This window comes from Pseudoalteromonas sp. S1610 (assembly GCF_005887465.1).
GTDB lineage: Bacteria > Pseudomonadota > Gammaproteobacteria > Enterobacterales > Alteromonadaceae > Pseudoalteromonas > Pseudoalteromonas undina.
In genome coordinates this window covers 1-26,816 of the sequence record NZ_PNDI01000036.1, presented here as the reverse complement: position 1 = coordinate 26,816, position 26,816 = coordinate 1, and the positions used below count along the sequence as shown (strand labels likewise).

Annotated in this window: 29 protein-coding genes and 1 pseudogene; 20 read left to right on the top strand and 10 right to left on the bottom strand. The window is 41.3% G+C overall.

Annotation, left to right across the window (positions count from 1 at the left end; translation table 11 throughout):
- Positions 1–97: 97 nt before the first annotated feature.
- Both CWB77_RS13125 and CWB77_RS13120 read right to left on the bottom strand, forming a co-directional pair.
- Positions 98–1,411 (bottom strand): short-chain fatty acid transporter, encoded by a 1,314-nt coding sequence (locus CWB77_RS13125; RefSeq protein WP_138623066.1) that lies wholly within the window; start codon positions 1,409–1,411, stop codon positions 98–100.
- Between the two features lie 169 nt (positions 1,412–1,580).
- Complete coding sequence (locus tag CWB77_RS13120; RefSeq protein ID WP_010391933.1) at positions 1,581–2,528, bottom strand: chemotaxis protein CheV; 948 nt, start codon at positions 2,526–2,528, stop codon at positions 1,581–1,583.
- 165 nt (positions 2,529–2,693) lie between these two features.
- Between CWB77_RS13120 and CWB77_RS13115 the strand changes: the two genes are divergently transcribed.
- Positions 2,694–3,761, top strand: a complete 1,068-nt coding sequence (locus tag CWB77_RS13115) for a potassium channel family protein (protein WP_075169525.1) — start codon at positions 2,694–2,696, stop codon at positions 3,759–3,761.
- On the top strand, positions 3,761–3,952 hold the full coding sequence (locus CWB77_RS13110) for a hypothetical protein (protein WP_010391937.1): 192 nt from the start codon (positions 3,761–3,763) through the stop codon (positions 3,950–3,952). The genes CWB77_RS13115 and CWB77_RS13110 overlap by 1 nt, the downstream gene beginning before the upstream one ends.
- Before the next feature lie 21 nt (positions 3,953–3,973).
- Here CWB77_RS13110 and CWB77_RS13105 read toward each other — a convergent pair whose 3' ends face one another.
- Both CWB77_RS13105 and CWB77_RS13100 read right to left on the bottom strand, forming a co-directional pair.
- Positions 3,974–5,005: a cytosolic protein gene (locus tag CWB77_RS13105; RefSeq protein ID WP_138570146.1), complete on the bottom strand. Its 1,032-nt coding sequence runs from the start codon at positions 5,003–5,005 to the stop codon at positions 3,974–3,976.
- 122 nt (positions 5,006–5,127) lie between these two features.
- Entirely contained in the window at positions 5,128–5,586 is a 459-nt protein-coding gene (locus CWB77_RS13100) for an EVE domain-containing protein (RefSeq protein WP_138570145.1), read from the bottom strand.
- Between the two features lie 83 nt (positions 5,587–5,669).
- Between CWB77_RS13100 and tesB the strand changes: the two genes are divergently transcribed.
- The gene (gene tesB, locus CWB77_RS13095; RefSeq protein ID WP_010391943.1) at positions 5,670–6,527 is read left to right on the top strand and encodes an acyl-CoA thioesterase II; all 858 of its coding nucleotides are present in this window, start codon (positions 5,670–5,672) and stop codon (positions 6,525–6,527) included.
- 55 nt (positions 6,528–6,582) lie between these two features.
- Here the strand turns inward: tesB and plsB are convergent, their stop codons facing one another.
- Positions 6,583–9,021, bottom strand: coding sequence for a glycerol-3-phosphate 1-O-acyltransferase PlsB (plsB, locus tag CWB77_RS13090; RefSeq protein WP_055012452.1), 2,439 nt, complete (start codon positions 9,019–9,021; stop codon positions 6,583–6,585).
- A gap of 427 nt (positions 9,022–9,448) precedes the next feature.
- Between plsB and rpsJ the strand changes: the two genes are divergently transcribed.
- From rpsJ to rpsQ, 11 genes are read left to right on the top strand one after another with little or no spacing between them, the layout of a single operon-like run.
- A complete protein-coding gene (gene rpsJ / locus CWB77_RS13085; protein WP_002957900.1) occupies positions 9,449–9,760 on the top strand; it encodes a 30S ribosomal protein S10 in 312 nt (103 codons plus the stop codon).
- A 27-nt stretch (positions 9,761–9,787) separates the two neighbouring features.
- Complete coding sequence (rplC, locus tag CWB77_RS13080; protein ID WP_008108338.1) at positions 9,788–10,423, top strand: 50S ribosomal protein L3; 636 nt, start codon at positions 9,788–9,790, stop codon at positions 10,421–10,423.
- 17 nt (positions 10,424–10,440) lie between these two features.
- Positions 10,441–11,046, top strand: a complete 606-nt coding sequence (gene rplD, locus CWB77_RS13075; RefSeq protein ID WP_008108340.1) for a 50S ribosomal protein L4 — start codon at positions 10,441–10,443, stop codon at positions 11,044–11,046.
- Positions 11,043–11,345, top strand: coding sequence for a 50S ribosomal protein L23 (rplW, locus tag CWB77_RS13070; RefSeq protein WP_006791359.1), 303 nt, complete (start codon positions 11,043–11,045; stop codon positions 11,343–11,345). The genes rplD and rplW overlap by 4 nt, the downstream gene beginning before the upstream one ends.
- A gap of 17 nt (positions 11,346–11,362) precedes the next feature.
- On the top strand, positions 11,363–12,187 hold the full coding sequence (rplB, locus tag CWB77_RS13065) for a 50S ribosomal protein L2 (RefSeq protein WP_007376192.1): 825 nt from the start codon (positions 11,363–11,365) through the stop codon (positions 12,185–12,187).
- Positions 12,188–12,202: 15 nt separating this feature from the next.
- Complete coding sequence (rpsS, locus tag CWB77_RS13060) at positions 12,203–12,481, top strand: 30S ribosomal protein S19 (protein WP_004588689.1); 279 nt, start codon at positions 12,203–12,205, stop codon at positions 12,479–12,481.
- A gap of 13 nt (positions 12,482–12,494) precedes the next feature.
- Entirely contained in the window at positions 12,495–12,827 is a 333-nt protein-coding gene (rplV, locus tag CWB77_RS13055) for a 50S ribosomal protein L22 (protein ID WP_004588690.1), read from the top strand.
- Between the two features lie 12 nt (positions 12,828–12,839).
- Complete coding sequence (gene rpsC, locus CWB77_RS13050) at positions 12,840–13,541, top strand: 30S ribosomal protein S3 (RefSeq protein WP_008108350.1); 702 nt, start codon at positions 12,840–12,842, stop codon at positions 13,539–13,541.
- Between the two features lie 12 nt (positions 13,542–13,553).
- Entirely contained in the window at positions 13,554–13,967 is a 414-nt protein-coding gene (rplP, locus tag CWB77_RS13045) for a 50S ribosomal protein L16 (protein WP_008108352.1), read from the top strand.
- The gene (rpmC, locus tag CWB77_RS13040) at positions 13,967–14,158 is read left to right on the top strand and encodes a 50S ribosomal protein L29 (RefSeq protein ID WP_008108355.1); all 192 of its coding nucleotides are present in this window, start codon (positions 13,967–13,969) and stop codon (positions 14,156–14,158) included. The genes rplP and rpmC overlap by 1 nt, the downstream gene beginning before the upstream one ends.
- Positions 14,158–14,415, top strand: a complete 258-nt coding sequence (gene rpsQ / locus CWB77_RS13035) for a 30S ribosomal protein S17 (RefSeq protein WP_008108356.1) — start codon at positions 14,158–14,160, stop codon at positions 14,413–14,415. The genes rpmC and rpsQ overlap by 1 nt, the downstream gene beginning before the upstream one ends.
- Positions 14,416–14,609: 194 nt before the next feature.
- Here rpsQ and CWB77_RS13030 read toward each other — a convergent pair whose 3' ends face one another.
- Positions 14,610–16,226: an endonuclease gene (locus tag CWB77_RS13030; protein ID WP_138623064.1), complete on the bottom strand. Its 1,617-nt coding sequence runs from the start codon at positions 16,224–16,226 to the stop codon at positions 14,610–14,612.
- Between the two features lie 297 nt (positions 16,227–16,523).
- Between CWB77_RS13030 and CWB77_RS13025 the strand changes: the two genes are divergently transcribed.
- The 4 genes from CWB77_RS13025 to CWB77_RS13010 all read left to right on the top strand — a co-directional run bounded on the left by CWB77_RS13025 (position 16,524) and on the right by CWB77_RS13010 (position 21,552).
- Entirely contained in the window at positions 16,524–18,338 is a 1,815-nt protein-coding gene (locus tag CWB77_RS13025) for an assimilatory sulfite reductase (NADPH) flavoprotein subunit (protein ID WP_138623062.1), read from the top strand.
- Positions 18,339–18,405: 67 nt separating this feature from the next.
- Complete coding sequence (cysI, locus tag CWB77_RS13020; RefSeq protein ID WP_010391980.1) at positions 18,406–20,103, top strand: assimilatory sulfite reductase (NADPH) hemoprotein subunit; 1,698 nt, start codon at positions 18,406–18,408, stop codon at positions 20,101–20,103.
- A gap of 42 nt (positions 20,104–20,145) precedes the next feature.
- Entirely contained in the window at positions 20,146–20,886 is a 741-nt protein-coding gene (locus tag CWB77_RS13015) for a phosphoadenylyl-sulfate reductase (RefSeq protein WP_054202789.1), read from the top strand.
- A gap of 135 nt (positions 20,887–21,021) precedes the next feature.
- Positions 21,022–21,552, top strand: a complete 531-nt coding sequence (locus tag CWB77_RS13010; protein WP_138623060.1) for a DUF4124 domain-containing protein — start codon at positions 21,022–21,024, stop codon at positions 21,550–21,552.
- Here the strand turns inward: CWB77_RS13010 and CWB77_RS13005 are convergent.
- The 4 genes from CWB77_RS13005 to CWB77_RS12990 form a co-directional block, all read right to left on the bottom strand.
- Complete coding sequence (locus CWB77_RS13005; RefSeq protein ID WP_138623058.1) at positions 21,539–21,802, bottom strand: hypothetical protein; 264 nt, start codon at positions 21,800–21,802, stop codon at positions 21,539–21,541. The genes CWB77_RS13010 and CWB77_RS13005 overlap by 14 nt on opposite strands.
- 135 nt (positions 21,803–21,937) lie before the next feature.
- Positions 21,938–24,682 (bottom strand): aconitate hydratase AcnA, encoded by a 2,745-nt coding sequence (acnA, locus tag CWB77_RS13000; protein ID WP_054202786.1) that lies wholly within the window; start codon positions 24,680–24,682, stop codon positions 21,938–21,940.
- Positions 24,683–24,882: 200 nt separating this feature from the next.
- Positions 24,883–25,311 (bottom strand): hypothetical protein, encoded by a 429-nt coding sequence (locus tag CWB77_RS12995; protein WP_075170854.1) that lies wholly within the window; start codon positions 25,309–25,311, stop codon positions 24,883–24,885.
- A gap of 96 nt (positions 25,312–25,407) precedes the next feature.
- A complete protein-coding gene (locus CWB77_RS12990) occupies positions 25,408–25,791 on the bottom strand; it encodes an RNA-binding S4 domain-containing protein (protein ID WP_008108378.1) in 384 nt (127 codons plus the stop codon).
- A 243-nt stretch (positions 25,792–26,034) separates the two neighbouring features.
- Here CWB77_RS12990 and CWB77_RS12985 point away from each other — a divergent pair, with 243 nt between their 5' ends.
- Both CWB77_RS12985 and CWB77_RS12980 read left to right on the top strand, forming a co-directional pair.
- Positions 26,035–26,316: a hypothetical protein gene (locus CWB77_RS12985; RefSeq protein WP_008108379.1), complete on the top strand. Its 282-nt coding sequence runs from the start codon at positions 26,035–26,037 to the stop codon at positions 26,314–26,316.
- A 71-nt stretch (positions 26,317–26,387) separates the two neighbouring features.
- Positions 26,388–26,648 (top strand): annotated as a pseudogene (locus CWB77_RS12980) (hypothetical protein); the annotation flags it as partial.
- Positions 26,649–26,816 lie beyond the last annotated feature (168 nt).

Here is a 26,816-nt window from a genome sequence, read left to right as displayed (position 1 = left end):
AAATGACTTATCAGTTAACTTTACTTTCTTACTTAGTTCTTTTGGTTTGCAGCTAGCAAGCGCGATATAAAATCGCGCCTATTTATTACCAAAATACTCACGGATAAAAGCTCAATACCAACGATATAAACACCCCAGTAATAATCAGCTGTACCACGCAAAAACCCATAATATCTTTAGCTTTTAGGCCCGCTATAGCCAATACGGGCAGTGCCCAAAAAGGTTGAATTAGATTAGTCCACGCATCTCCCCACGCCACAGCCATAGCAACCCTTGCCATATCTGCACCAAGCTCTTGTGCTGCAGGGATAACAATAGGCGCTTGTACTGCCCATTGTCCGCCACCTGAGGGCACAAACATATTAACTAACCCCGCACTAATAAAACTGTAAAATGGCAAGCTATCGGCATCAGCGATGGCAATAAAGCCCTGCGATATTTGTTGTGCTAACCCTGTATCGACCATAACCGCCATAATACCGGCATAAAAAGGGAACTGAATTACAATTCCCGCGCCACTTGGAATCGCTTGTTGTAGGCTATTTAGTAAATTGTGGGGGGTCTGATGCAGTGTGATAGCTAAAAATAAGAAAAGCGCTATCACGCTGTTGAGATTTAAGCCGCCACCTGCGATAAAAAAGTAATAACCTAAGTAGGCAAGTCCGAGTAAGCCAATGCCCATGCCAAGCAGTTTGCTTTGCTCTAAATGTTGCGCAGGGCGTGTTATTGTTACTTTATCGGCTAAAGTGTTCTTAAGCAGTGATGGGTCAATATAAACACTGTCTTTTTCACTCGGTAGCATATAACGGTTAACTAACGGCATAATAATAAATAAGCCAATCAGAATCGCAATGTTAAAACCTGCGAACAAGGTTTGCTCGGTGCCAATAATCCCCATTGTTGCCTGTGAAAAATGCCCTTCGCTGGCAATGGTTAGTGGTACGGAACCTGCCAATCCGCCGTGCCATACTACAAAACCTGAGTAAGCACTTGCTACTAATAGCCGATAATCTACTCGAGTTTGTTTGGCAATTGCTTTAGCAAATAAAGCCCCAATTACTAAGCCAAATCCCCAATTAAGCCAGCTTGCTAACAGCGAAATAAATGTCACTAAAATAATGGCTTTTGGAGCCGTATTAGCAAGCGTTGCTAATTTTGTTAATAACTTACTTATTAACGAGGTACTGGCGAGCATGTAGCCTGTTACTAGCACCAACAGCATTTGCATGGCAAAGCTTAGTAAGTTCCAAAACCCGCTACCCCATGATGTGATTACCTCAAGTGTAGTTGCAGGAGTCGCTAAACTCGCAATACCCAAGGTAATAATAGTGAGCATAATGACAAATATAAATGGGTCGGGTAAGTAGCGCTCGACGAGCTTAGTAAATGGGCTGGCAACTTTATTGAGCATAATTAATAACGAGTTAGTGAAAACTTATTTGCTAATTAATCATGAAACCTTAGGATTAGCAAACACCGCTTTGAATAACCACTCAGTAAGGCAGATTTTTTAAAGGTTGCTGATGAGGAGAATGTTACTAGCAAATATTTACCCTGGCAGATATTTGCTAGTTTTATAATTAAGCGTTGCCTAACACATGTTTTAAACGATTTTGTACTTCTTGCACCAGTAAGTCAGGCTGAAATTTTGATAAAAATGCATCACAGCCGACCTTTTCCACCATGGCTTGGTTAAAGCTGCCACTTAGTGAGGTATTAAGTACCACATGTAAGTTTTTTAAGCGGTTGTCGTTACGTATTTCATAGGTTAATCGATAACCATCCATTGAAGGCATTTCGGCATCAGTAATCACCATAAGTAATTCTTTTTCAACATCGCGGCCTTCATCGGCCCAACTTTTAAGCATATTGAGTGCTTCCAAGCCATTACTGGCAGGAACGATTTCGATACCAAGCTGCGATAGCGTATCGCTAACTTGCTTGCGTGCTGTTGGCGAGTCATCAGCATGTAGTATTTTTCGCCCAGAGAATTCGTTAACTATAGTTTGGTCTAACACCCCATCTGAAATATTAACCTCGTACTCAACTATTTCAGCCAGTACTTTTTCTACATCTATAATTTCTACCAAGTGCTCCACGTCGTCGCGCTGTACTTTAGTAAGTGCAGTAATGTAATGATTTTTACCCACTGAGCTGGGTGGTGGCATAATATCAGACCAGGTCATGTTCATGATTTGATCAACTTTACCAATTAAAAAACCTTGGGTGGTACGGTTATATTCAGTCACTACTAAATTACAATCTTCACCATGCTCTTTGTGCGACATAGAAATGGCTTGGCGTAAATCAATCACCGGAATAGATTCACCTCGTATATTGGCAACACCCGTCACCTTAGGGTGAGAGTGCGGTATTTTGCTTAAACGGGGAAGCTTCACCACTTCTTTAATTTTAAATACATTGAGTGCGAATAAATGGCGACTATGTAAATAAAAAAGTAGCAATTCTAAACGATTCTCACCTACAAGCTGAGTACGTTGATCAACTGACGCTAAAACACCTGACATAATAGATCCATTCTTTCCTCATAACTTAATAACTATAGTTTACTCTTATTTTTATTCATAACGAACCGTGAATATTTCGATTACAGTAAAACGTTGCTTAAGTGTTATGATGTGCAGTATCGTGTTACCAAATGATTCAAATAATCAATCGATTAACAAAAAATTATGCATCATATTTTTAAACGTATTGTTGTGCTGTTGCGCAGTCACATTGATCAGGTTAGTTGGCAGTCTGTTGTAATAGCAACGTCTTTACACATGCTACTTACTTGGTGCTTATTATTTATGGCTAATGAGCAAGCACTACTTTCGCCAGGGACCTTTTTTTACTACTACACGGTAACCACTTCAACGGTAGGGTATGGAGATTTAAGTCCATCATCTGACTTGGGCCGTTGGATTGTCGCATTAATACAAATACCCTTTGGTTTGGCTTTATTTGGTGTCTTGTTAGGTAAAACAGGGCAAACAGTAACTTACTTAATTAGGCGCGCTATGACTGGTGATAAAAACTTTGCTCACAGTAGTAATCACATTATTATTTTTGGTTGGCATAATGCTCGAACAAAAAAAATGATCGACTATATTTTGGCTGATACTAAACGTACAGACCGCCGTATTTTATTGGCGGTTACTGAACAAATAGAGCATCCATTTTTAAGTAATGAGAATGTTGATTTTGCTCGTTTGACTAGTTTTACCGATTTGGATGAATTAGAACGCGTTGCCATTCGCCATGCCGATAAAGTGATTATTGATGGCCAAGATGACGACCAAACATTTACTACCGCACTGCGTATTAGCCGTTTAGTCAAAGAAGATTGTCACATTAGCGCACACTTTTTTGATGAAACGAAAGTGGAAATGTTATTAGAGCATTGCCACAATGTAGAGTGTAGTAGCACTAAGTCAGCAGAGATTTTGGTGCGCTCAATGCAAGACCCAGGTTCAAGTCGAGTTCAAGAAGAGTTGTTATCTACTTTGCATGGTGATACGCAATTTAGCCTACAAATACCCAGAGATATAAAAACCATGGAATTTGGTAAATTATTTCATCATTTTAAGTACGATCATGATGCAATATTGTTAGGTGTAGCTCATAATTTAAGTGCAAAGAATATGGATTTAAATCCACCTCTAGATTATGCAGTAAATGCGGGTGATATTCTGCATTACATCGCGCAAGAGCGGGTGTTAAGTGGTGAAGTTGATTGGCTTAGCTTGGAAAAATAATGACTGAAGTTGCTTTTTTAATTATTGTTTTGTGTGCTTATATTTTTCCTATCATGATAATTCTTAACAGTAAGCGTAGCCAAGGCCATGAAAAAAATGGCTGGCTAGTTGGCGCTATCTTCTTTTCGTGGATAGCGCTGATTCTTTACTTTTCGATTGTGCCCAAGCAAGGGCACGCCAAGAAAAAGTAAAGAATGAGTACCTTTTGTTACTTATTCTAATTGTCTCAGTTTATGCTCAACAAGTGGGTCGTCAGGCACGAGTTGTTGAGCAACTTCTAATAGCTTAATGGCATCATTTGGGCTTTCGTCTTGATGCTTAATAGCTACCTCTATTAAAGGTTGAATATCAATTTTCGCTTGATGCTCTTTAACGTGCGCTGCTTTTTCGTCGATTAAAATAGTGTGAGCCGTACTTAATAACGCTTGGCGATGTGCCGATTTAGCGTTGGCTTTATTAAGCTTTTTATAATAATCCTCTTTTAAACGCAGTGTTTTTGTTTGCAGCCTAAATTGCGCGATGTCGATTTGCTGATTACGAATAAAATCAACCGCTACTTGTTTATAAAAACCAAACTTATTTAAATAGGTGGCGTGAGTGCCGTGACCCATACCAAACACGCGTAAGTGAGTGAGCTGTTTATAGCGTTTAGCATGTTGGCGGTCAATACGATTGGTTGGGTCGTAAATAATGTAACCCTTGGCATCCCCTAAGTCTAAATCATGGTAGTCACCTTGCCAGTCATATTGCTGAGCAATTTCAGTACTTGAGCGGTCATCCCAAGGGGCGATAAGTTTGTTTTTGGTGCTAACAGGATGGAAAAGCAGTACTTTATCGAGTTTGAGTAACTTAGCAAATGCACCCACAGCAAAGCCGCCACGACTGAGCCCATAGCCTAACTTAGTTTTAAAAGGAGAGAGTAAAGTTGATAGCTGTTCAATAAAAAAGATTAAATTGCGGTTACGAAACCAATTGCTTTTACCCAAATGCTGAAACGCAATAATATTAACATCTTGCTTTTGCGCTAAATGATAGCCCCAAGGGGCAAAGTCTTCAGTTAGATCGCGTTCTTGTATATCGGTGCCCGCAGGAGAAAAAGTAAAAAGTAGGGGTTTAGTGAGGTCAACAAAGTGATATTTTACATACACATCACCGAGTAAATCTTCACCAGAGGTTGGTAGTTTTGCTTGCTTCTCATCATCGCTGAGAGTTAACCATTCATCTAACCAATACAGTAATTTCATTTATCCTCCAGTAAAGCAAGCCGAAGATCATAACAAATTTGGCTCCATAAGAAAATCGAGCGGTGACATGCTGCGCTGGTGGAGTACTATTTTAATGAAGAAAATGTAGTTATTTTAGTGGCTTATTTCGCCATATTTAAAATTTCATGCCAATCATTTTCGGTCACTGGCATGACCGATAAACGCCCGCCTTTTTTAAGTGCTATATCAGTTATAGCAGTATTTGCTTTGATCGCTTGCAGGCTTACTAAACTACTCAAATGCGCCTGATAAGTTATTTCTACCACAAACCAGCGAGGGTTTTCAGTGGTTGCCTTAGCATCGTAATAGTCGCTACTTAAATCAAATTGCGTTGGATCAGGGTAAGCAGCCTTAGTAACCACACCAAGCCCTGCAACGCCAACTTGTTTGCAGCTAGAATGATAAATCATCACTAAATCACCTTGCTTTACATCATCGCGAATAAAATTACGAGCTTGGTAGTTGCGTACACCTTCCCATAGCGTTGTTTGCTGTGGCGCTTGCTTTAAGTCATCAATTGAAAAGGCGTCGGGTTCGGTTTTAAAAAGCCAAAATGCCATATTAGATTTCCTCAATCAGTGAGTTAGTATTTTTTAACTATTGTATAGTATCATTTATAAATTAGGGGATTGAGGAAGAAATAATGAGCCAAGTATTAGATGATTTATTATCGTTGTTGTCACTTGAAGAAATTGAGCAAGGTTTATATCGAGGACAAAGCCAAGATTTAGGTTTTAGAGCGGTGTTTGGCGGTCAAGTTATGGGGCAAGCGCTTTCAGCAGCTAAAGAAACACTGCCTGCGGGGCGTATTGTTCATTCCTTACATTCTTATTTTTTACGTCCAGGCGACGCTGCAAAACCGATTGTGTACGATGTAGAAACTATACGTGATGGTAAAAGTTTTAGCACTCGACGTGTCAGTGCGATTCAGTACGGTAAACCTATTTTTTACATGACAGCGTCGTTTCAAGGTGAAGAGCAAGGGTTATCGCATCAAGCCACTATGCCTGATGTTCCAGCTCCTGAAGAACTGCGTTCTTCGTTAGAGTTTTATCAAGAAAATGCACAGCATATTCCTGAAGCAATCCGTAATAAGTTTATTCGTGAAATGCCGATTGAAATGCGCCCGGTGAACTTTCATAACCCCTTTAAACCTGAAGCCCTAGAACCGGTAAAACATATTTGGTTTAAAGCAAATGGCGATATGCCGGACGATCAACGTATTCATAATTACTTATTGGCGTATGCGTCTGACTTTGAGTTTTTACCAACCGCGCTGCAGCCACATGGTGTGTCGTTTATGCAGCCGAATATGCAAGTAGCGACCATAGATCATGCTATGTGGTTTCATCGTCCATTTAGAATGGATGATTGGATGTTATATACCATTGATAGCCCAAGCGCGAGTTCGGGACGAGGGCTGGTACGTGGGCAGTTTTTTGACCGCCAAGGAAATTTAGTTGCCTCGACGATTCAAGAAGGGGTAATGCGCCAGCGCTAACTCTTTAAAATCCACTATATTGAGTTAATTCAATACAGTGGATAATAAGAGTATGTTACTGACATTGAGCGTGAACAATGTCAGTAATTGATTGCCAAATACGTGCTGGCAACAGTGTTTGCAGTTGCTTGTAGGTCTCGCACAGCTCTTGGCTTCCTTGTAAGCCTGTATCAGATTCACTAATAAGCTTTTGTTCGCGAAGATTGGAAATAAAACTACTAAGTACCTTCTTATCAAAAAACTCCGGCGTTTTAATACCATGTAACGTACCCAAACGCTGTGCCAACACATAGCTTTCACGTTCCAGTTCTGCTTTTGCAATACCTTGGCTGGTTTGAATAAAGCCAATCACAATCGCATAACGTTGCAGAGTAAAGCTTAATGCACGACCAAGCATTTCGAGTTTGGCAAAGCTATCGTTATTTTGAGTCACTTTAATGTTATCACCATCAAGCTCAATTAAGCCTTGATCGCTAAAGTTAGTTAAAATGCGGGTTACATAGCTTTCATCAAGCTCTTGTAAATACCACTCTTTGGCGAATAACGGATAAAAAGATTTTACCAATTGATGGCAGCGAGTAACGCTACTTTGATGCTGCTTGAATAAATGCAGGGCAACTAAACTAGGCACTGCAAAAATATGCAAAATGTTATTACGGTAATAGTTAAATAAGGTTTTTTCTTTATCGTTTATCGCGATTATTTCGCCAAATTCGTCGCTGATCACATCAAACTTATTCAACTTTAAGGCGTGTTCTAGTAGTTGCTCTGGCGTTTCATCGGGTGCGGTTATTTTATTGCTGTAGCTAGCTTCACGTTGTAATCGCAAATAAAACTCAAGCTGAGCTAGCAATTTAGGTTTACTCAATGCGTGCTTATCGTTTACTAGCAGAATCATCGCCAGTAAGTTAACTGAGTTAAGTGCGGCTGCATTGTTAATTTTAACCATAACCTGATCAGCAAGATTAGCCACCTGCGGCCCTAACCATTGTGGCTTTTGCACGTCGGTAGCATGAATTGACTCGCGCCAGTCTGGCTGGTTGTCATTTAGGTATTGGTTAATAGAAATAGGGTCACCAAAATTTAAATAACCACGACCATAGTTTTTTAAGTTTTTAATCGCTTTAAAAATACCTAATATCGACTCGCCCTTTTTATCATTACCCGCGAGCTCTTTTAGGTAGGTGTTTATTTCCATTACGTGTTCGTAGCCTATGTATACAGGCACAATGGATACTGGGCGATCAATACCGCGCAGCATTGCTTGTAATGTCATGGCGAGCATGCCGGTTTTTGGGGGTAGTAAACGTCCGGTTCTGCTGCGGCCACCTTCGGTATAAAACTTAACCGAATAACCTTTTATAAATAACTGGCTCAAGTACTCTTTAAATACCGCTGAGTAGAGTTTGTTACCAGCAAATGAGCGACGAATAAAAAATGCACCACTGCGGCGGAATATGCCACCTGCAGGGAAAAAGTTGAGGTTAATCCCAGCTGCGATATGCGGTGGTACAAGGCCTTGATGATAAATAGAGTAGGTTAGCAGTAAGTAATCCATATGACTACGATGACACGGCATGTAGATTATTTCATGGCCTTTATTGGTTAGGTCATGAATTTGCTCGGTGTACTTTATATCAATGCCATTATAAAGCTTATTCCAAAGCCACGTTAATATACGATCCGCAACGCGGATGGTGGCATCACTATAATTAGCGGCAATTTCATCCAGCAATTTTAAGGCGTTTTGTCGCGCTTGGGCTTGGCTGATGTTTTTTTCAGTGGCCTCGGTTTGAATTGCTTTTTTAATTGTGGGTGATGCTAGTAGTGAGCTAAATAACTGATCACGAGATGGGATTTTAGGCCCTGTAGCAGCCAGCTTTTGACGCTTAAAGTGAACTCGAGCTACACGCAACAGCTTATGAGGAAGTTCATTAACGTCGGCTTTTTCATTAACCAATAAAGATAGGTCGAGTGGCTGGCTAAATCGAATAAAGTTATCTCTTCCTGAAAAAAGTACCACAAAGATTTTTCTAAACCAGCTGGGCGTAAGTGAGTGCGAAAGTAAAGTGCTTAATCCTGGCTTTTCTTTACCCGGCGCTCTGCCCCATAAAATAGTCACAGGCACAACCTGCACATTTTTTTGGCCACTATTTAATAAATGCTCAACAATGTGTTTGCCTTGCGCTAATGCATTGGTAGGTTTTTCTTTATCACCAAATAGCGGGGGAGGGTTTTTAATGCCGATAAAGCGATCTAATGCCTCGTCACCTAATACTTGCTGCTCTGTTGGGTCTGGTAAACCATTTCGTTTACAAACACGTGCCAGTGCCGCTAAATCAAAGCGTGAATTTAAACGCACTATATAAAATGTCGGGTTTTTAGGGTTTAGCTCAAATTGCTCTAAAGGTTTTTCAGGCAGTACTTTGCTTTTAACAAACAAGCGGCTAATACCACCAGAGATAAGATTTAAACCATAATTTAAAATACGCATTGACTCACCATAAGAGAGTAGTTACCCATACCAATATGGGTATATAACAGCAAAATTAGCGCATAGGATAACATAATATCTAAAAAATCCCCTGCAGATTAATCGACAAGCTATGACATTATAAAGACACCATCACCTCTATTGCGTTCACTATTAATAAACTTAGCTATTTTTTAAACGACAATAACAAAGTAATAATGTCTAAATAGTTGTTGCATTTATCACCAGTATCATTATAATACGCAGGCTTTCAAAATTCCCTCGGGAACAAGAAAGAATAAACTAAGCTTGGATTTCAAGCTAATAAACAGGAGTTCCGATTTGGAACTCAACGTAGATATAATCAAACAACCGGCATCTTAATTATTAAGATTGTTTCGGTCGTTTTTTTATGCTCTTTAAATGCTCTTTATATTGAGGTTTAAGAATGTCAAATCAACGCATTCGTATTCGCCTAAAAGCTTTTGACCACCGTTTGATTGACCAATCAACGGCGGAAATCGTGGAAACTGCGAAACGCACTGGCGCACAAGTACGTGGTCCAATTCCACTACCTACACGCTTTGAACGTTTTACTGTACTTACATCACCGCACGTTAATAAAGACGCGCGTGATCAGTACGAGATCCGCACCCATAAACGTCTGATCGACATCGTAGAACCAACTGACAAGACTGTAGACGCACTTATGCGTTTAGACCTTGCTGCTGGTGTTGATGTTCAAATCAGCCTGGGTTAATCGGAAGATTAGAGAGGTTTTAGGAAAATGGCATTAGGTCTAGTCGGTCGTAAAGTGGGTATGACACGTATCTTCACTGAAGATGGTGTATCTATCCCTGTGACAGTTATTGAAGCGACTCCTAACCGCATTGCTCAGATCAAATCTGACGCAACAGACGGTTATAACGCGCTTCAAGTAACCGCAGGCACTAAAAAAGCAAGCCGTGTAAACAAAGCAACAGCGGGTCACTTCGCTAAAGCTGGTGTTGAAGCGGGTCGCGGTCTGTGGGAATTCCGCCTAAATGGTGGTGAAGGCGATTTTGAAGTAGGCGCTGAGCTTACTGTTGAATTATTCAACGAAATCAACAAAGTTGACGTAACCGGTACTTCTAAAGGTAAAGGTTTCCAAGGTGGTGTTAAGCGCTGGAATTTCAGCATGCAAGACGCTACACATGGTAACTCTCTATCTCACCGTGCTCCTGGTTCAATCGGTCAAAACCAATCACCTGGTAAGGTGTTTAAAGGTAAGAAAATGGCCGGTCAAATGGGTAATGAGCAAGTAACAACTCAGAACCTTGAACTAGTTCGCGTTGACGCTGAGCGTAACCTGCTTTTAGTTAAAGGTGCAGTACCTGGCGCTATCGGCGGTGACGTTATCGTTAAACCAGCTGTTAAAGCATAAGTCCTGGAGATTTAGTGATGGAATTAGCAATTAAAGACGCTTCTGGCGCTCTTGAAGTTTCTGAAGCTACTTTTGGACGTGAGTTTAACGAAGCATTAGTACACCAAGTAGTTGTTGCATACGCAGCAGGTGCTCGTCAAGGTACTCGTGCTCAGAAGACACGTTCTGAAGTAAGCGGTGGTGGTAAAAAACCATGGGCTCAAAAAGGTACTGGCCGTGCACGTGCTGGTACAATCCGTAGTCCAATTTGGCGTTCAGGTGGCGTTAGCTTCGCAGCTAAACCACAAGACCACAGCCAAAAAGTAAACCGTAAAATGTACCGCGGTGCGATCAAAAGCATCTTATCTGAATTAGTTCGTCAAGAGCGTTTAATCGTTGTTGAAAGTTTTGGTCTTGAAGCACCAAAAACTAAAGAACTAGTTGCTAAGCTTAAAGAACTTGAGCTTAAAGATGTTCTTATCGTGACTGAAGAAGTAGATGAAAATCTTTTCTTATCGGCACGTAACCTGTACAAGGTTGACACACGTGATGTAGCTGGTATCGATCCTGTAAGCTTAATTGCTTTCGATAAGGTACTAATTACAGCTGCTGCTGTTAAGCAACTTGAGGAGGCGCTAGCATGATCCGTGAAGAACGTCTTTTAAAAGTGATCCTTGCTCCACACATCTCTGAAAAAAGCACAATTGCTGCTGAAGAAAACAACACAATTGTTTTCAAAGTAGTAAATGATGCAACTAAAGCTGAAATTAAAGCGGCAGTTGAGAAGCTTTTTGAAGTAGAAGTAACTGGTGTTCGCACACTTAACGTTAAGGGTAAAACAAAACGTACTGGCATGCGTTTCGGTCGTCGTAGCGACTGGAAGAAAGCTTACGTTACTCTTAAAGAAGGTAGCGAGCTGGACTTTGTCGGCGGCGCCGAGTAATAAGGGGAGTTAGAATTATGGCACTTCAAAAGTGTAAGCCAACTTCTGCGGGTCGTCGTCACCTAGTTAAAGTGGTTAACCCAGATTTACATAAGGGTAAACCTTACGCACCACTATTAGAGAAAAACTCTAAATCAGGTGGTCGTAATAACAATGGTCGTATTACGGTTCGTCATATCGGTGGTGGTCATAAGCAGCATTACCGTTTAATCGATTTTAAACGTACTAAAGATGGCATTCCAGCCACTGTTGAGCGTTTAGAATATGATCCAAATCGTAGCGCAAACATCGCTCTTGTATTATATGCAGACGGTGAGCGTCGTTACATTATCGCACCTAAAGGCTTAAAAGCTGGCGATGCAATCCAGTCTGGTGTTGATGCACCAATCAAACCTGGTAATGCATTACCAATGCGTAATATGCCTGTAGGTTCGACTGTTCACAACGTAGAATTAAAACCAGGTAAAGGTGCTCAAATCGCACGTTCTGCTGGTGCATACGTTCAAATCCTTGCTCGTGATGGTCAATATGTAACATTACGTCTTCGTTCAGGCGAAGTTCGTAAAGTTGAATCTGATTGTCGTGCTACGCTAGGTGAAGTAGGCAATGCTGAGCATATGCTTCGTTCACTTGGTAAAGCAGGTGCAAATCGCTGGCGTGGTATTCGTCCGACAGTTCGTGGTGTTGCCATGAACCCGGTTGATCACCCACACGGTGGTGGTGAAGGTCGTACATCTGGTGGTCGTCATCCTGTGTCTCCATGGGGTAAACCGACTAAAGGTGCTAAGACGCGTAAGAACAAGCGTACGGATAAATTTATAGTACGTCGTCGTACTAAGTAATATTGAGGAATAGCCATGCCACGCTCTCTCAAGAAGGGTCCTTTTATAGACCTACACTTGCTGAAGAAGGTAGAGAAAGCTTTGGAAAGCGGTGAAAAGAAGCCAATTAAAACTTGGAGCCGTCGTTCAATGATCATACCTAACATGATCGGATTGACCATTGCTGTCCATAATGGTCGCCAGCATGTACCAGTTTTCGTTTCTGACGAAATGATCGGTCACAAACTAGGTGAATTTGCACCAACTCGCACTTACCGTGGCCATGCTGCGGATAAGAAAGCGAAGAAACGTTAAGAGGGGAAGATAAATGCAAGCATTAGCTAAACATAAATTCGCCTCTGGTTCGGCGCAAAAAGCACGTCTAGTTGCAGATCAGATCCGCGGGTTACCTGTCGATCGCGCACTAGAAATCCTGGCGTACAGCCCGAAAAAAGCGGCTGTATTAGTTAAGAAAGTACTTGAGTCTGCTATTGCTAACGCAGAGCATAACGAAGGTGCTGACATTGATGAGCTACGTGTAACAACGATCTTTGTGGACGATGGTCCAACAATGAAACGTATTATGCCACGTGCTAAAGGACGCGCAGACCGCATCCTTAAGCGTACAAGCCACATCACTGTTGTGGTTTCAGATAGCTAGGAGATATAAGTAATGGGACAAAAAGTTCATCCTACTGGTATTCGCCTAGGTATATCTAAACCTTGGGTTTCTACCTGGTACGCGAATTCAAAAGATTTCTCTGCACAGCTTTTTGGCGATCACAAAGTACGTACATTCCTTACTAAGGAATTGAAAGCGGCTTCTGTGTCTAAAATCGTTATTGAGCGTCCAGCAAAATCTATCCGAGTAACTATTCACACGGCTCGTCCGGGTGTTGTTATCGGTAAAAAAGGCGAAGACGTAGAAAAATTACGTCAAGCGGTAACTAAAATCGCTGGTGTACCTGCTCAGATTAATATTTCTGAAGTACGTAAACCAGAACTAGATGCACAACTAGTAGCAGACGGCATTGCCTCTCAGCTAGAGCGTCGTGTTATGTTCCGTCGCGCTATGAAGCGTTCGGTACAAAATGCAATGCGCATCGGTTCTAAAGGGATTAAAGTTGAAGTTAGCGGTCGTCTTGGCGGCGCAGAAATCGCACGTTCAGAATGGTATCGTGAAGGTCGTGTACCTCTACATACTCTTCGTGCTGATATCGACTACGCAACTTCTGAAGCCTTAACCACTTACGGTATCATTGGTGTTAAAGTTTGGATCTTCAAAGGCGAAGTTATTGGTGGTTTACCACTAGTACAAGAGCAAGAGAAGCCAGCTAAACGCGCACCAAAGAAAGCCAAAAAAAGTGCTAAGTAGAGGTAGCGAGTAATGTTACAGCCAAAACGTACAAAATTCCGTAAAATGCATAAAGGCCGCAACCGTGGTCTAGCGCAAAACGGTAACAAAGTAAGCTTCGGTACTTTCGGTTTGAAAGCTACTGGTCGTGGCCGCATGACTGCTCGTCAAATCGAAGCAGCTCGTCGTGCTATGACACGTCACGTGAAACGTCAAGGTAAAATCTGGATCCGTGTCTTCCCTGACAAGCCGATCACAGAAAAGCCTCTTGAAGTTCGTATGGGTAAAGGTAAAGGTTCTGTTGAATATTGGGTTGCTGAAATTCAGCCTGGTAAAGTACTTTACGAAATGGAAGGTGTTTCAGAAGAGCTTGCTCGTGAAGCGTTTAACCTTGCTGCTCGTAAGCTGCCATTCAAAACAACTTTCGTAACTCGGACGGTAATGTGATGAAAGCAAACGAACTAAAAGATAAAAGCGTAGAAGAGCTTAATGCTGAACTTCTAGGTCTTCTTCGTGAGCAGTTTAACCTGCGCATGCAAGCAAGCACTGGTCAGCTAGCTCAGACACACACGCTAAGAACAGTACGTCGCGATATCGCGCGTGTAAAAACAATTATTAACCAGAAGGCAGGTCAATAATGAGCGATAAAATTCGTACTCTTCAAGGCCGTGTAATCAGCGACAAGATGGAAAAATCTTTCACTGTTGCTATCGCACGTTACGTGAAGCACCCAATCTATGGGAAATTCATCAAACGTACGACTAAGTTACACGTACATGACGAAAATAACACTGCAAAAGCGGGTGACACTGTCACTATCCGTGAATGCGCTCCAATCTCTAAGAACAAATCTTGGACTTTGGTAGATGTTGTTGAACGTCCAAAACAAGCTTAATTTTTAATTAAGTCTGTTTTATAAGAAACCCCAGCTTTTGCTGGGGTTTTTTTTGCGTTTAAAAAAGCGATAAGTTTGAAGCTTTCAGCCTTCAGAAGTAAATAAATTATAGCGCCGAAGTTTGGGTTGAGTGTTACGAACCTAAGTGCAAAAAATAATATTATAAAATAGGTGTAAGAAAAGCCCGAAGCCTTTTACCAAATCATCTCTACAAACTCAGGATGATCGATATACGGGTTACGGTTTCCCTGAAATTCAAACGCTGCTTGGTTGCGGTCTAATTCCATTTGGCTAACAGGATCGTTGTTATGCCACTTTAACAGCATGGCCACAACCCAGCTTTCAAATACTTGGGTACTGGTGCCATTAAGCACGTCATTACTAGCTGCGGTGTTATTTTGCCAAGCACCAATTACGTTTTGATAACGGGTTGCCATGTAAAAATAAGCACGAGCAAAGTCACCTTTAAATTCATCAATAGGTTCAAATACAGTACCGTTGTAATTAATCGCATTACTTGCTGAGCCTAATTTACTACCGTTGGTTGAGGTAAATGAAGCACTTGCTACTTCACCGAACGGGAAGTTACTTCGCTTTGAATTTACATAGCCGTCAGTGGCGTAAATATGATGAACATCAGAGTTCATCGGTTCAACTTTTCCACCAAACCAACTTTTAGGAAACGAATGCTCTCGGTTGTAGCAATCTGCCTCACCACTGTAGGTGCCACATTGATCGCTAACGGCTGTGTATGTGTAGCTATCAGAGCCATTGGGCTTCTCGCTGTACATATCTAAAATACTATTATCGTTTTCAAAGTATTTATCACGCGCTGATGCGTCGTAAAAATTCCAAATAGCAGAATACCCTTGAGCATTATGATTATTAATAATGTTATAAAGCTCAGTTTTAAGCGTGTAACCCGATAAACCTTGGGTCGTCACATAGTAGCCGGTTGGCGTCGGTGTTGGCGTTGGCTCAGTGCTTCCTAATGAGAAAGCGGTAGCCTCGGTTGTTTGAAAACTAGCTCCACTGGCAAGCAATGTGCTTTCATTATTCAAGGCGTAGCTACCACTGCCATATGAACAGCAAATACCATCGCCATAGCTGTCATTAATAGTAAATGTATACTCACCATCGGTTACGCATAATTGTTCGGTATATTGGGTGTTTGCCGCATACCCACTTCCGCTTGCAACGACACCGGTTTGGTTGTGCGCTATTTGCCAGCTGGTTTCTTCGCCGTAGTTATCTGTGGTTAGGCTAAAAGTAAGGCTGTTATCTGCGCAGCTTGGAGAGCCACTGCTGTCATTACTAGGCAAGAAGTTATCAACATAAACTAACTCGCTACCATCAAATCCCGTTGTATCATAAAAGCGTAAGCCGACATCAATGGTTTTATTACTATCGGCTGTGTAGCTGTAAGTAATGGTTTGCCATTGGTTGGTTTGTGCTGGATTTGAATAGCCTTGATAACCATCTATCAACAAACGCGCCTTAAGATGGCCTTCGGTATGATACACATCTACTGAGAACTCATAAGTTTTACCCATTTCAACAGCGACTTGCTGCAAAAAATCAGTATTGCTTTGTGTGCCTGTATTAACGCTAATCGCTGCTGCTTGTGAGCCTGTGCTTACGACTGTGCTGTTGGCAGATACGTTAATACCGCTATCAATCACTGTCCACGCATCTGGGGTGTTGCCACTGTATTGTTCAAAGTTGCCATTAACCACATTAGCCATCGCGGGTAATGAGGATAATAACAAGGTGCTCAAAAGTAATTTGTTTTTATATATACCGTGTAACATAGGTGTTCCTATTTATATTTTTGCGTAATATACCTTAGAACATTAAAGTTACAAAATTGTTAAATTAAAATTTCATAAAAGGCAATAAAACCCTTTTAGGCCTATTTCGTAGGTTTTTAGATAACTTAATAACTAAATGGAATATCAAAGCAGATTCTATTCTTTTTTTATCTATGCTTAGGCGGCTATCCTGCATACTCAATTAACCTCAACAGAACTTTCTGAGTGAGGTGGCACTCATTTTAAACAATGTGAACAAGCATTGTGTTTAACGTTCAGGGTTATGAGGAAAAATTCATGTTGTTAGGTCAACTCAATGCGCTAGCAAGTCCGCTTTCGCAAGAGCAAGTACAAAAGCTACAAGGTTTAGTGGCTGAGCTTAATCCAATTCAGCAAGCCTGGGTTAGCGGCTACTTAGCTGCTAATGCTAATTCTGCAGCGCTAGGCGCGCCAGCTTCAGGTGCACCCGCAACCTCGGAAGCGGCAGCGTTGACCATTTTATATGGTTCGCAAACAGGTAATGCTAAAGCGGTGGCGACTAAACTTAAAGAGCAAGCTGAGTCTCGCGGCTTAGCAACAAAACTGGTTAGTATGTCAGATTACAAACCGACAGCCCTGAAAAAAGAAAAGTTTTTAACCGTTGTTGTATCGACTTACGGCGAGGGTGAGCCACCAGAAGACGCCGAAACACTGTATGAATTTTTAATTACTAAAAAAGCGCCAAAGCTTGATGGTGTCAAAGTTGCAGTATTAGGTTTAGGTGATTCTAGCTATGAATTTTTCTGCCAAACCGCTAAAGACTTTGAAGAGCGTTTAACTAAATTAGGTGCAGAGGTTATTCATCAACGCGCCGACCTAGACGTTGATTATGATGACGAAGCAGCCACTTGGATTGAGGGCGCATTAAATGCGTTTGAACCAGACTTAAAAGCCCAGCAAGATGCAACTAGCGGTCAAGTTGTATCAATGCCATTTGGCGCTCCTGCAGCAGCGGCTAGTCAGTACACAAAGCAAAATCCGTTTGCGGCAGAGCTAAGCTTAGTGCAAAAAATTACCGGTCGTGATTCAACCAAAGATGTACGCCATGTTGAAATTTCACTAGAAGGGTCAGACATTACGTATACACCTGGTGATTCACTCGGTATTTACTTTTTAAATGATGAAGCCCGTGTAGATGAGCTACTAGCGCAAACGCAAATTGATCCAACTAGCCGCGTTAAACTTGGCGATGAAGAACTCAGCGTACGTGATGCCTTAATTGAAAAACTAGAGCTAACACAATCCTACCCTGGGTTTGTTGAAAAGTACGCCACGGCTACAGGCACGCCTGAGCTGCTTAAACTAGTAGAAGATAAAGGCGCAATGCGCGAATACATTGAGCCTCGTCAAATCTTTGATGTGGTTGCACAAAACCCAGCTAAATTAGAAGCGCAAACACTAGTTGATTGCCTGCGTAAATTACAAGCACGTTTATATTCAATTGCCTCTAGCCAAGCTGAGGTTGAAGATGAGGTGCACTTAACTATTGCATTGGTTGAGTTTGAAGCGTTTGGCACAGAGCACTTAGGTGGTTGTTCAGGGTACTTAGCACGCCGCGCAGAAGAAGGCTGTAAAGTAAAAGTATTCAGTGAACATAACGATAACTTCCGCTTACCAGTAAGCGATGACACACCAATTATTATGGTTGGCCCAGGTACTGGTATTGCGCCATTTCGCGCCTTTTTACAAGAGCGTGATGCACGAGAAGCAACAGGTAAAAACTGGCTGTTTTTTGGTAACCCACACTTTACTCAAGACTTCTTGTACCAAGTAGAAATTCAAGGGTATTTAAAGTCAGGTTTACTAAGTAAGGTCGATGTGGCGTTTAGCCGTGACCAAGCAGAAAAAGTTTATGTACAAGACAAGTTACGTAAAAACTCAAAAGAAGTGTTTGATTGGTTAGAAGCGGGAGCTCATTTTTATGTGTGTGGCGATGCTAACCGCATGGCAAAAGATGTGCACAATGCCTTAGTTGATATCATTAGCGAAAACACTGGTAAAAGCTATGAAGACGCAGAGCAGTACTTAAAAGACTTAAGAAGCGCAAATCGCTATCAGAAAGACGTGTACTAAGTGCACATTGCTTACTTTATAAAAAATAACGCTAACAGCCGTCACTGTAACAAATTTAGGATTAAACATGAGCGAACAAGATAAAAACGTAAAGCTTTCTGATAACGAGCGTTTGAAAAGAGAAAGCAACTTTTTACGTGGCACCATAGAGCAAGATTTAAAAGACGAGATCACAGGTGGTTTTACCGCCGATAACTTCCAGTTAATTCGTTTTCACGGCATGTATCAACAAGATGATCGCGATATTCGTCCGGAACGTGCTAAACAAAAGCTAGAGCCACTGCATAATGTGATGCTTCGCGCACGTATGCCTGGCGGTATTATTAAGCCAGAGCAATGGCTTGCAATTGATAAATTTGCTGGTGATAAAACCAGTTATGGCAGTATTCGTTTAACAACTCGCCAAACATTTCAGTTTCATGGTGTATTAAAACCTGAAATTAAAGGTATGCATCAATTGCTTAATAGTGTTGGAATTGATTCGATTGCCACCGCTGGTGATGTTAACCGTAATGTATTATGTACTACCAATCCGGTTGAATCTGAGTTACATCAAGAGGCCTACGAGTGGGCGGCAAAAATTTCTGAACACTTATTACCTAAAACGAAGGCATACGCTGAAATTTGGCTCAATGGCGAAAAATCTGAAACTACAGAAGAGCCTATTTTAGGTTCAACGTATTTACCGCGTAAGTTTAAAACTACAGTGACGATCCCACCTAATAATGAGGTGGACGTACATGCTAACGATTTAAACTTTGTGGCGATTGCTGAGGATGGCAAACTCGTTGGTTTTAACGTGCTAGTAGGCGGCGGTTTGGCGATGACTCATGGCGATACAGCAACCTACCCACGTAAAGCGGACGACTTTGGCTTTATTAGCCTAGAAGATACGTTAAAAATTGCTGAGCACGTGGTATCTGTTCAGCGTGATTGGGGCAACCGCTCAAATCGTAAAAATGCAAAAACTAAATACACACTCGATCGTGTTGGCACTGAAGTATTCAAAGCTGAAGTTGAAAAGCGCGCAGGCGTGAACTTTGCACCAAGCCGCCCTTATGAGTTTACTCACCGAGGGGATCGTATTGGTTGGGTAGAAGGCATTGATGGTAAGCACCACTTAACCTTATTTATTCAAAGCGGTCGTATTTTAGACTACCCAGATAAGCCGCTTAAAACAGGGTGTCGCAAAATTGCAGAAATTCATCAAGGTGATTTTCGCATGACGGCAAATCAAAACTTAATTATTGCGGGTGTACCGGCCGATCAAAAAGCAGTAATTGAAGAAATAGCCCGCAATCATGGTTTGATTGACGATAAGGACACTGAGCAACGCAAAAATTCAATGGCGTGTGTGGCATTGCCAACTTGCCCATTAGCTATGGCCGAAGCTGAGCGTTACTTACCGAGTTTAATTGAAAAAATAGAAGGCTTATTAGCCAAACACGGGGTGCCAAATGACAGCATTATTATGCGTGTAGTTGGTTGTCCGAATGGCTGTGGTCGTGCCATGCTAGCAGAAGCAGGCTTGGTCGGCAAAGGCCCTGGTAAGTACAACGTTTACCTTGGGGGGAATACTGAGGGTACACGTATTCCAAAGCTTTACCTTGAAAATGTTGGCGAAGAGGTTTACTTAGAAGCATTCGATAAACTCATTGGGCAATGGGTTAGTGAGCGTAATGATGGCGAATGTTTTGGTGATTTTGTGATCCGCAAAGGTATTGTTGCAGAAGTAAAAGTATCCGTTACCGATTTTTACGCATAATTTAAAAGCAGCGCAAAGCGCTGGTGAGGTTTAAAGTTGACCATGAGTGAATTTAAAAACATATTACAGCTAGATAAGCAAAGCCAACAGGCTATGTTAGCTGATGCGAACGGTTTGCTGGCTGACATGAGCGCAGAGCAGCGCGTTGCATGGGCACTTGAAAATTTGCCTGACACTGCGTTTTTATCATCGAGCTTTGGTATTCAGGCTGCAGTTATGTTGCATTTAATGACTGCACAGCGCCCAGATATACCTGTGGTATTAACCGATACAGGCTACTTATTTCCAGAAACCTATCAGTTTATAGAGCAAATGACTTCGCAGTTATCACTTAACCTAAAAGTGTATAAAGCGCAGCTGAGCCCTGCATGGCAAGAGGCTAAATTTGGAAAATTATGGGAGCTAGGTGAGGCAGGCATTAAGCAATACAACCAGCTCAATAAAGTAGAGCCAATGACACGCGCTTTAAAGGAGCTAAATGCGAGCACTTGGTTTAGTGGCCTACGTCGAGATCAATCCTCAAGCCGTGCTGAAAAGCAAGTACTAGAAATAAGCCGAGGTACGGTAAAAGTGTATCCCATTATTGAATGGAATAATCGCGATGTATATCAGTATCTAACAAAGCATAATTTGCCATATCATCCATTATGGGAGCAAGGTTATGTGTCGATGGGGGATGTGCACACCACGCGTAAACTAGAGCCCGGCATGAGTGAAGAGGAAACCCGTTTTTTTGGCTTGAACCGTGAATGTGGCTTACATATTGATGGTGATGGAATTTAATTACCTTATTATTCAAAGCTATAAAATGAAAAAAACGCAGCCTTTGCTGCGTTTTTTATTGTTTAATATTTGCTGAATTGATTCTTTTTTATTATATTGGTTGTGATGATGGATTAAACACACAGCAGGAACGCTATGAAATACTTCACCTATTTAGCAGTGTCAGTGATGATAATTGCTGTTATCTTATTGTTTTATATTAAAAAACCCAATAGCCAGCCTTGGCTAAGCACCTCTCATATTTATAATGAATCAACAGAGATCAAGAATGAAATGATAGCGCTTTCATCTAGCGCGTTAGATAGTATTACCTCAGCAATTACCACAGCGGGTGAAAAAATCACTGGGGCTACCTTTGAGACAGAAACTCCTAAGCCAATTTATAAATGGCAAGACGAGCAAGGACAATGGCATTTCTCAGATGTACCAAACAAGAATGGTAAAAGCGAAGTGGTAAAGCTTAACCCCGCCGATATTAATGTCGTGGTTGCAGAAGATACCGCCATTTTGAGTGGCAGTGCTAAATCAGCAGTAAAGCCCTTTCCTCAGCGAGCACCAGCGATATACAACAGTGAATCAATTAATAAGCTGTTTGAAGATGCTGAAAAAGCTAAAAAGAGAATAGAGCAACGCAGTAAAGAGGTCGAAAGTTTTAGCGGCTTTTAGTTTTGAGGTGTTTTTGCTGTGTCTTCAAATAACGCTTTTCTGCTTCCATTAATAATATAGTTAAGTATATTTTTGTGGGCAACGATAAAAGTACGCCAATTGCAATACAGGCAGCTGCAGTAATAATACCTTTAATGCCGAACTGGCTGGTAAAGTAGCTCGATACAATTAAACCATGGCCTGTCACTATTAAGCACAATCCAAGCAAAATCGATGTTTTAAGTAGTCTTATTATTACAATTGAAGACATAGCGACCTCTGCGCAGCGTGTCTTCTTAGTGTATGTAATCTTTATAAAGCGGCATTGATTTAGCGCAAGCATCCATTAATAATATAAAAAAGCCCAGCTCATTACTGAGCCGGGCTGCATTTTCGTTTTAAGTTGTTAGTCGAGCATATTGCGCAGTACGTACTGTAAAATACCGCCATGTTTGTAGTAATCCCACTCTTTCGGAGTATCAATACGCACATCGGCACTAAAGCTAACTTGTTTACCTTCACTGTTAGTCGCAATCACACTGACTTCGTCGGTTTTATCGTATAACCCTTGAATATCAAATTGCTCTTGCCCAGTTAAGCCTAGTGATTCATGGCTTTCACCTTCTTTAAATTGTAAAGGAAGTACGCCCATACCAATTAAATTAGAGCGGTGAATACGCTCATAGCTTTGTGCTATCACAGCTTTAATACCGAGTAATAATGACCCTTTTGCAGCCCAATCTCGCGAAGAGCCAGTTCCATACTCTTTACCTGCTAGAACCACTAGTGGTGTTCCACTTTCTTGATATGCCATTGCCGCGTCATAAATACTTTCTAGCTTATCATCAGGTTGAGTGCGGGTAACACCGCCCTCGGTACCAGGGGCTAGTAAGTTTTTAAGGCGCACATTAGCGAATGTACCGCGCATCATTACTTCGTGATTACCACGTCGTGAACCATAAGAGTTAAATTGTGCTTTTTCAACCCCATTTTCTTGTAGGTAAAGCCCTGCGGGTGCCTCTGCCTTAATTGCGCCTGCTGGTGAAATATGATCGGTAGTCACCGAATCACCCAGTTTAGCTAAACAACGCGCACCCTCAATAGTTGGAATACCTGGTGGTTCAACGCTCATACCATCAAAGAAGGGGGCTTTTTTGATATAAGTCGAAGCACCGTCCCAATCGTAAAGTTTACCATCAGGTATTTGAATTTTTTGCCAGCGACTGTCGCCATCGTAAACATTGGCGTAGCTTTTTTCGAACATCTCTTTAGTTACCGTACTTTTTACTAGTTCACTTACTTCTTTAACGCTCGGCCAAATATTTTTAAGGTAAATATCGTTACCATGCTTATCTTGCGCGAGTGGCTCGTTGTAAACATCAATATCGGTTCTACCCGCTATGGCATAGGCAACCACTAAAGGAGGCGACGCTAAAAAGTTCATTTTAACATCTTGATGTATGCGCCCTTCAAAGTTACGGTTACCCGATAAAATTGAGCTTACAACTAATTTGTGTTTTTGAATCGCCTCACTAATTTCATCAGCAAGTGGGCCTGAATTACCAATACATGTGGTACAGCCATAACCAACTAAATTAAAGCCAAGCGCATCCAAGTCATCCATCAACCCTGCTTTTTCAAGGTAATCGGTGACCACCTGAGAACCTGGCGCAAGTGAGGTTTTAACCCAAGGTTTTACATTAATACCTAACTGACGTGCTTTTTGAGCTACTAAACCGGCAGCTAAAATAACACTTGGGTTAGATGTGTTTGTACAGCTAGTAATTGCAGCAATAACACAGGCACCATCATTTAACTCAAATTCTTCTCCATTAAAGTTTACTTTTGCTGCGCCCATAAACTGCGCTTCATCGGTAGGCTCATCAGGGTTGGTAGTAGGGCCTTCGCTTTCAATACGCGCTTGCTCTTCATCGCTTTTATCACGACGTGCCATACGCTCGTCTTGAAAGTCTTTTAAGTGCTGACCAATAACCTTGCCGGCTTTATCCAAAGTAATTCTATCTTGCGGGCGTTTGGGGCCTGCTAGGCTTGGCACAACATCATCTAAAGTCAGTTCAAGCTTATCGGTATAATGTGCTTCGTCGCCATCGTTACGCCATAAGCCTTGGTGTTTAGCGTAATCTTCAATCAGTTTAAGCTGCTTCTCATCGCGATTAGTTAAGCGTAAGTAATTAATCGTTTCCTCATCAATAGGGAAAATACCACAGGTTGCGCCATACTCTGGCGCCATATTAGCGATAGTTGCTCTATCGGCAAGTGGTAAGTCGGCAAGGCCGTCACCATAAAACTCAACAAACTTACCTACCACACCGTGGTTACGCAGCATTTCAGTAACAGTAAGTACTAAATCGGTTGCTGTAGTGCCCTCAGGTAAGCGACCATTTAATTTAACACCCACAACCTGTGGAATAAGCAAGCTAATAGGTTGGCCAAGCATAGCGGCTTCGGCTTCAATGCCGCCTACACCCCAGCCAAGTACGCCTAAACCATTAATCATCGTTGTATGAGAATCTGTACCGACTAGTGTATCTGGGTAGGCTAACGATTTGCCGTTTTTTGTATCATTAAATACTACGCGGGCTAAATACTCTAAATTCACTTGGTGAACTATACCGGTTGCAGGTGGTACAACTTTTAAGTTATCAAATGCGGTTTGTCCCCAACGTAAGAATTCGTAACGCTCTTTGTTTCGCTCATATTCTAATTTTGAGTTTAAGTCGAATGAACCATCTTTACCGTAACCATCCACTTGCACCGAGTGATCGATTACCAGCTCAGCAGGAGAAAGTGGGTTTATTTTTGCAGGATCACCACCGAGTTTTTCCATCGCATCACGCATGGCAGCTAAATCAACAATTGCAGGGACACCAGTGAAATCTTGCATTACTACGCGGGCTGGAGTGAAAGCTACCTCGGCAGAGGGCTTCGCTTTTGGATCCCAATCTAATAAGGCCTGAATATCTTGTTCTTTAATATTCACACCATCTTCGTTACGTAGTAAGTTTTCTAGCAATACTTTTAACGAGAAAGGCAGGCGTTTGGCTTTATCGCCAAGTCCCATGAGCGAGTTGATATGATACTGCTCGCCATTGATAGTGAGCTGTTGTTGGGTGTCGAAACTATTTTTCATTATTTGTCCCTTCAATAAATTAGATTAATATTCTTGTAAAAGTGACCTCTGTAGTGATTTGCAAAGTGTGTACCATGATAAAAAATACCATATTGTATAATTTATTTTGGTCGTTATTTAAATAGAGATGAAGGCCAAAAGTTAAAATTCAAGGGATACTCTGAGTAATAATTGGCCACAAAACTAAACTCAAAAAAGTGCTATTTAAAGTAGTCCTGTTGTTTTAAATGGAAACTTAAATACACCAATGCAATCGCAATTATGGTGACTGCAATAGGCATAAAAATAGCGCTAATACCAAACAAGTTGATGCTATTAATAATCATAAAATTATAGTATTGCTGAGCTAAAACCGCTGCCAAAGAGATTATTAATGTTAATCTGGCTAGAGACTTTTTGAATAACAAAAGTACGCATCCTAATGCGCCGCCAAATACCGCAATAGCAAACGCTAAAGTAGCCCATAAAGGTTGGCTGTTATAAGCAAGTTGTTGTTCTTCAGGTAGTTTACTTATCATCTCTGGAGAGAGAAACAGCTGCATGACAAATGCAAGAATACCTAATATGTTCCATAATAAGGCAGTAATAAGTACGGGTTTTATCCAGCGGTTTGAGGTGTTTTCTGACATGTAAGCATCTATTTTTTATTATTGATATTCTATTAAAGAATAAAAAAGCCAGTGATGCAAACTGGCTTTTAATAACACATATAACTTAAGCAAATGTTAGCCAAATGAAATAGGGCGACGACCCGTTTTTTCATCAACTTTAGGCTTTTTAGTGCGTTTGCGTTTATTTTTAGCCGGCTCTGTTGTTGCTACTGGCGCGGCTTTTTCTGCTGTAACTGTTTCATCAATAACTGGACGTTCTGCTGGAGTGGCATCTTCACTTAACGTTAATTGAAACAACTCGCCATCAAATGCAAGTACATCACCGCTGTATAATTTTTTCCGTTTGATTGTACAAATTTCATGGTTAACACCGACATAGCCTTCGCTAATTAGGTTTTTTGCTTGACCACCACCTTCAACAAGATCTAATACCTTTAATAATTTGCACAGCTCTATAGGCTCTTCTTCTAACTCAACTTCTATATATTCTTCGTTCATCATGTTTCTCAGTGGGGGTGGTATTAGCTGTAGTATAAAGGCTCAGTGGCTATTTTGCACCAAAGTGAGCTTGTTAGGTGAGTTGATTATGTGATTTTTTATGAAACTTTTTATCTCTTTTTATAGTCTTTAAAAAAACTGAAGTAATTTAGGGTTAAGCTTCACGCGAAAAAATTACACATTGGCGCGCTAATTGCCAATATCGGCCGTATAAGAGATTGAATATAAATAATGGAGTAAAACATGGGCATAAGATTAGCGATGAAAAAAGAGCTAATGGGCTTAGAGCATTCAGATCTGTTAACCGCTGATGATGTAAGAGCGCATCTAGCACAACAGGTAAAAGAAGACACTGAACGTGGCTTTTCAGTTATTTCTAAGTTTAACGATACCCATAGCCAGCTAACTAGCGGGCTTAAAACCAAACAAAGTGAGCTAGTATTTGAGCGTCACCGGTTATTTAATGAAGTGCTGTACAAACGTCAGAGTGTCGATGCATGGCTAAATAACCAGACTTCAGGTTAAACAGCCAAATAAATTAAGTTGCGATTTTAAATCACTCCTTTAGACTACGCTTGTAATCAACGGGGGTGATAATGAAAAATGGAATTTTAGCGTGTGCACTCATGCTATTGTTGAGTGCATGCCAACAGCCTACAGTGTATATATTTAGTAAAGGTTTATCGGACTCACAGCGCCAGCAGTTAGAGGCCGCACTCAAAACACAATCCCTACCTTACGAATATGTTGAACACGACATCCCTCGGGAATTTGGCGTAGCTACTTTACTATTATCAAATGATAGAATTTTACGCCAAGAAACAGAGCAGTTAGCTACTATTATGCAGGGGTTAGGGTCTGTTGATCTTTGCGGATTAAAATTTGTTCAAACTAGGGGCGATTTAATCGCGGCGCGAGGTTTGTAACCTAGTGGGCTAAGTCAAAACCGAGGAACAAAGAGTAAATTGCCCCTAGGAAGAACCCTTCGGGCAGCGCCTGTTTGGCATTAATGCTGCGGTATCGCC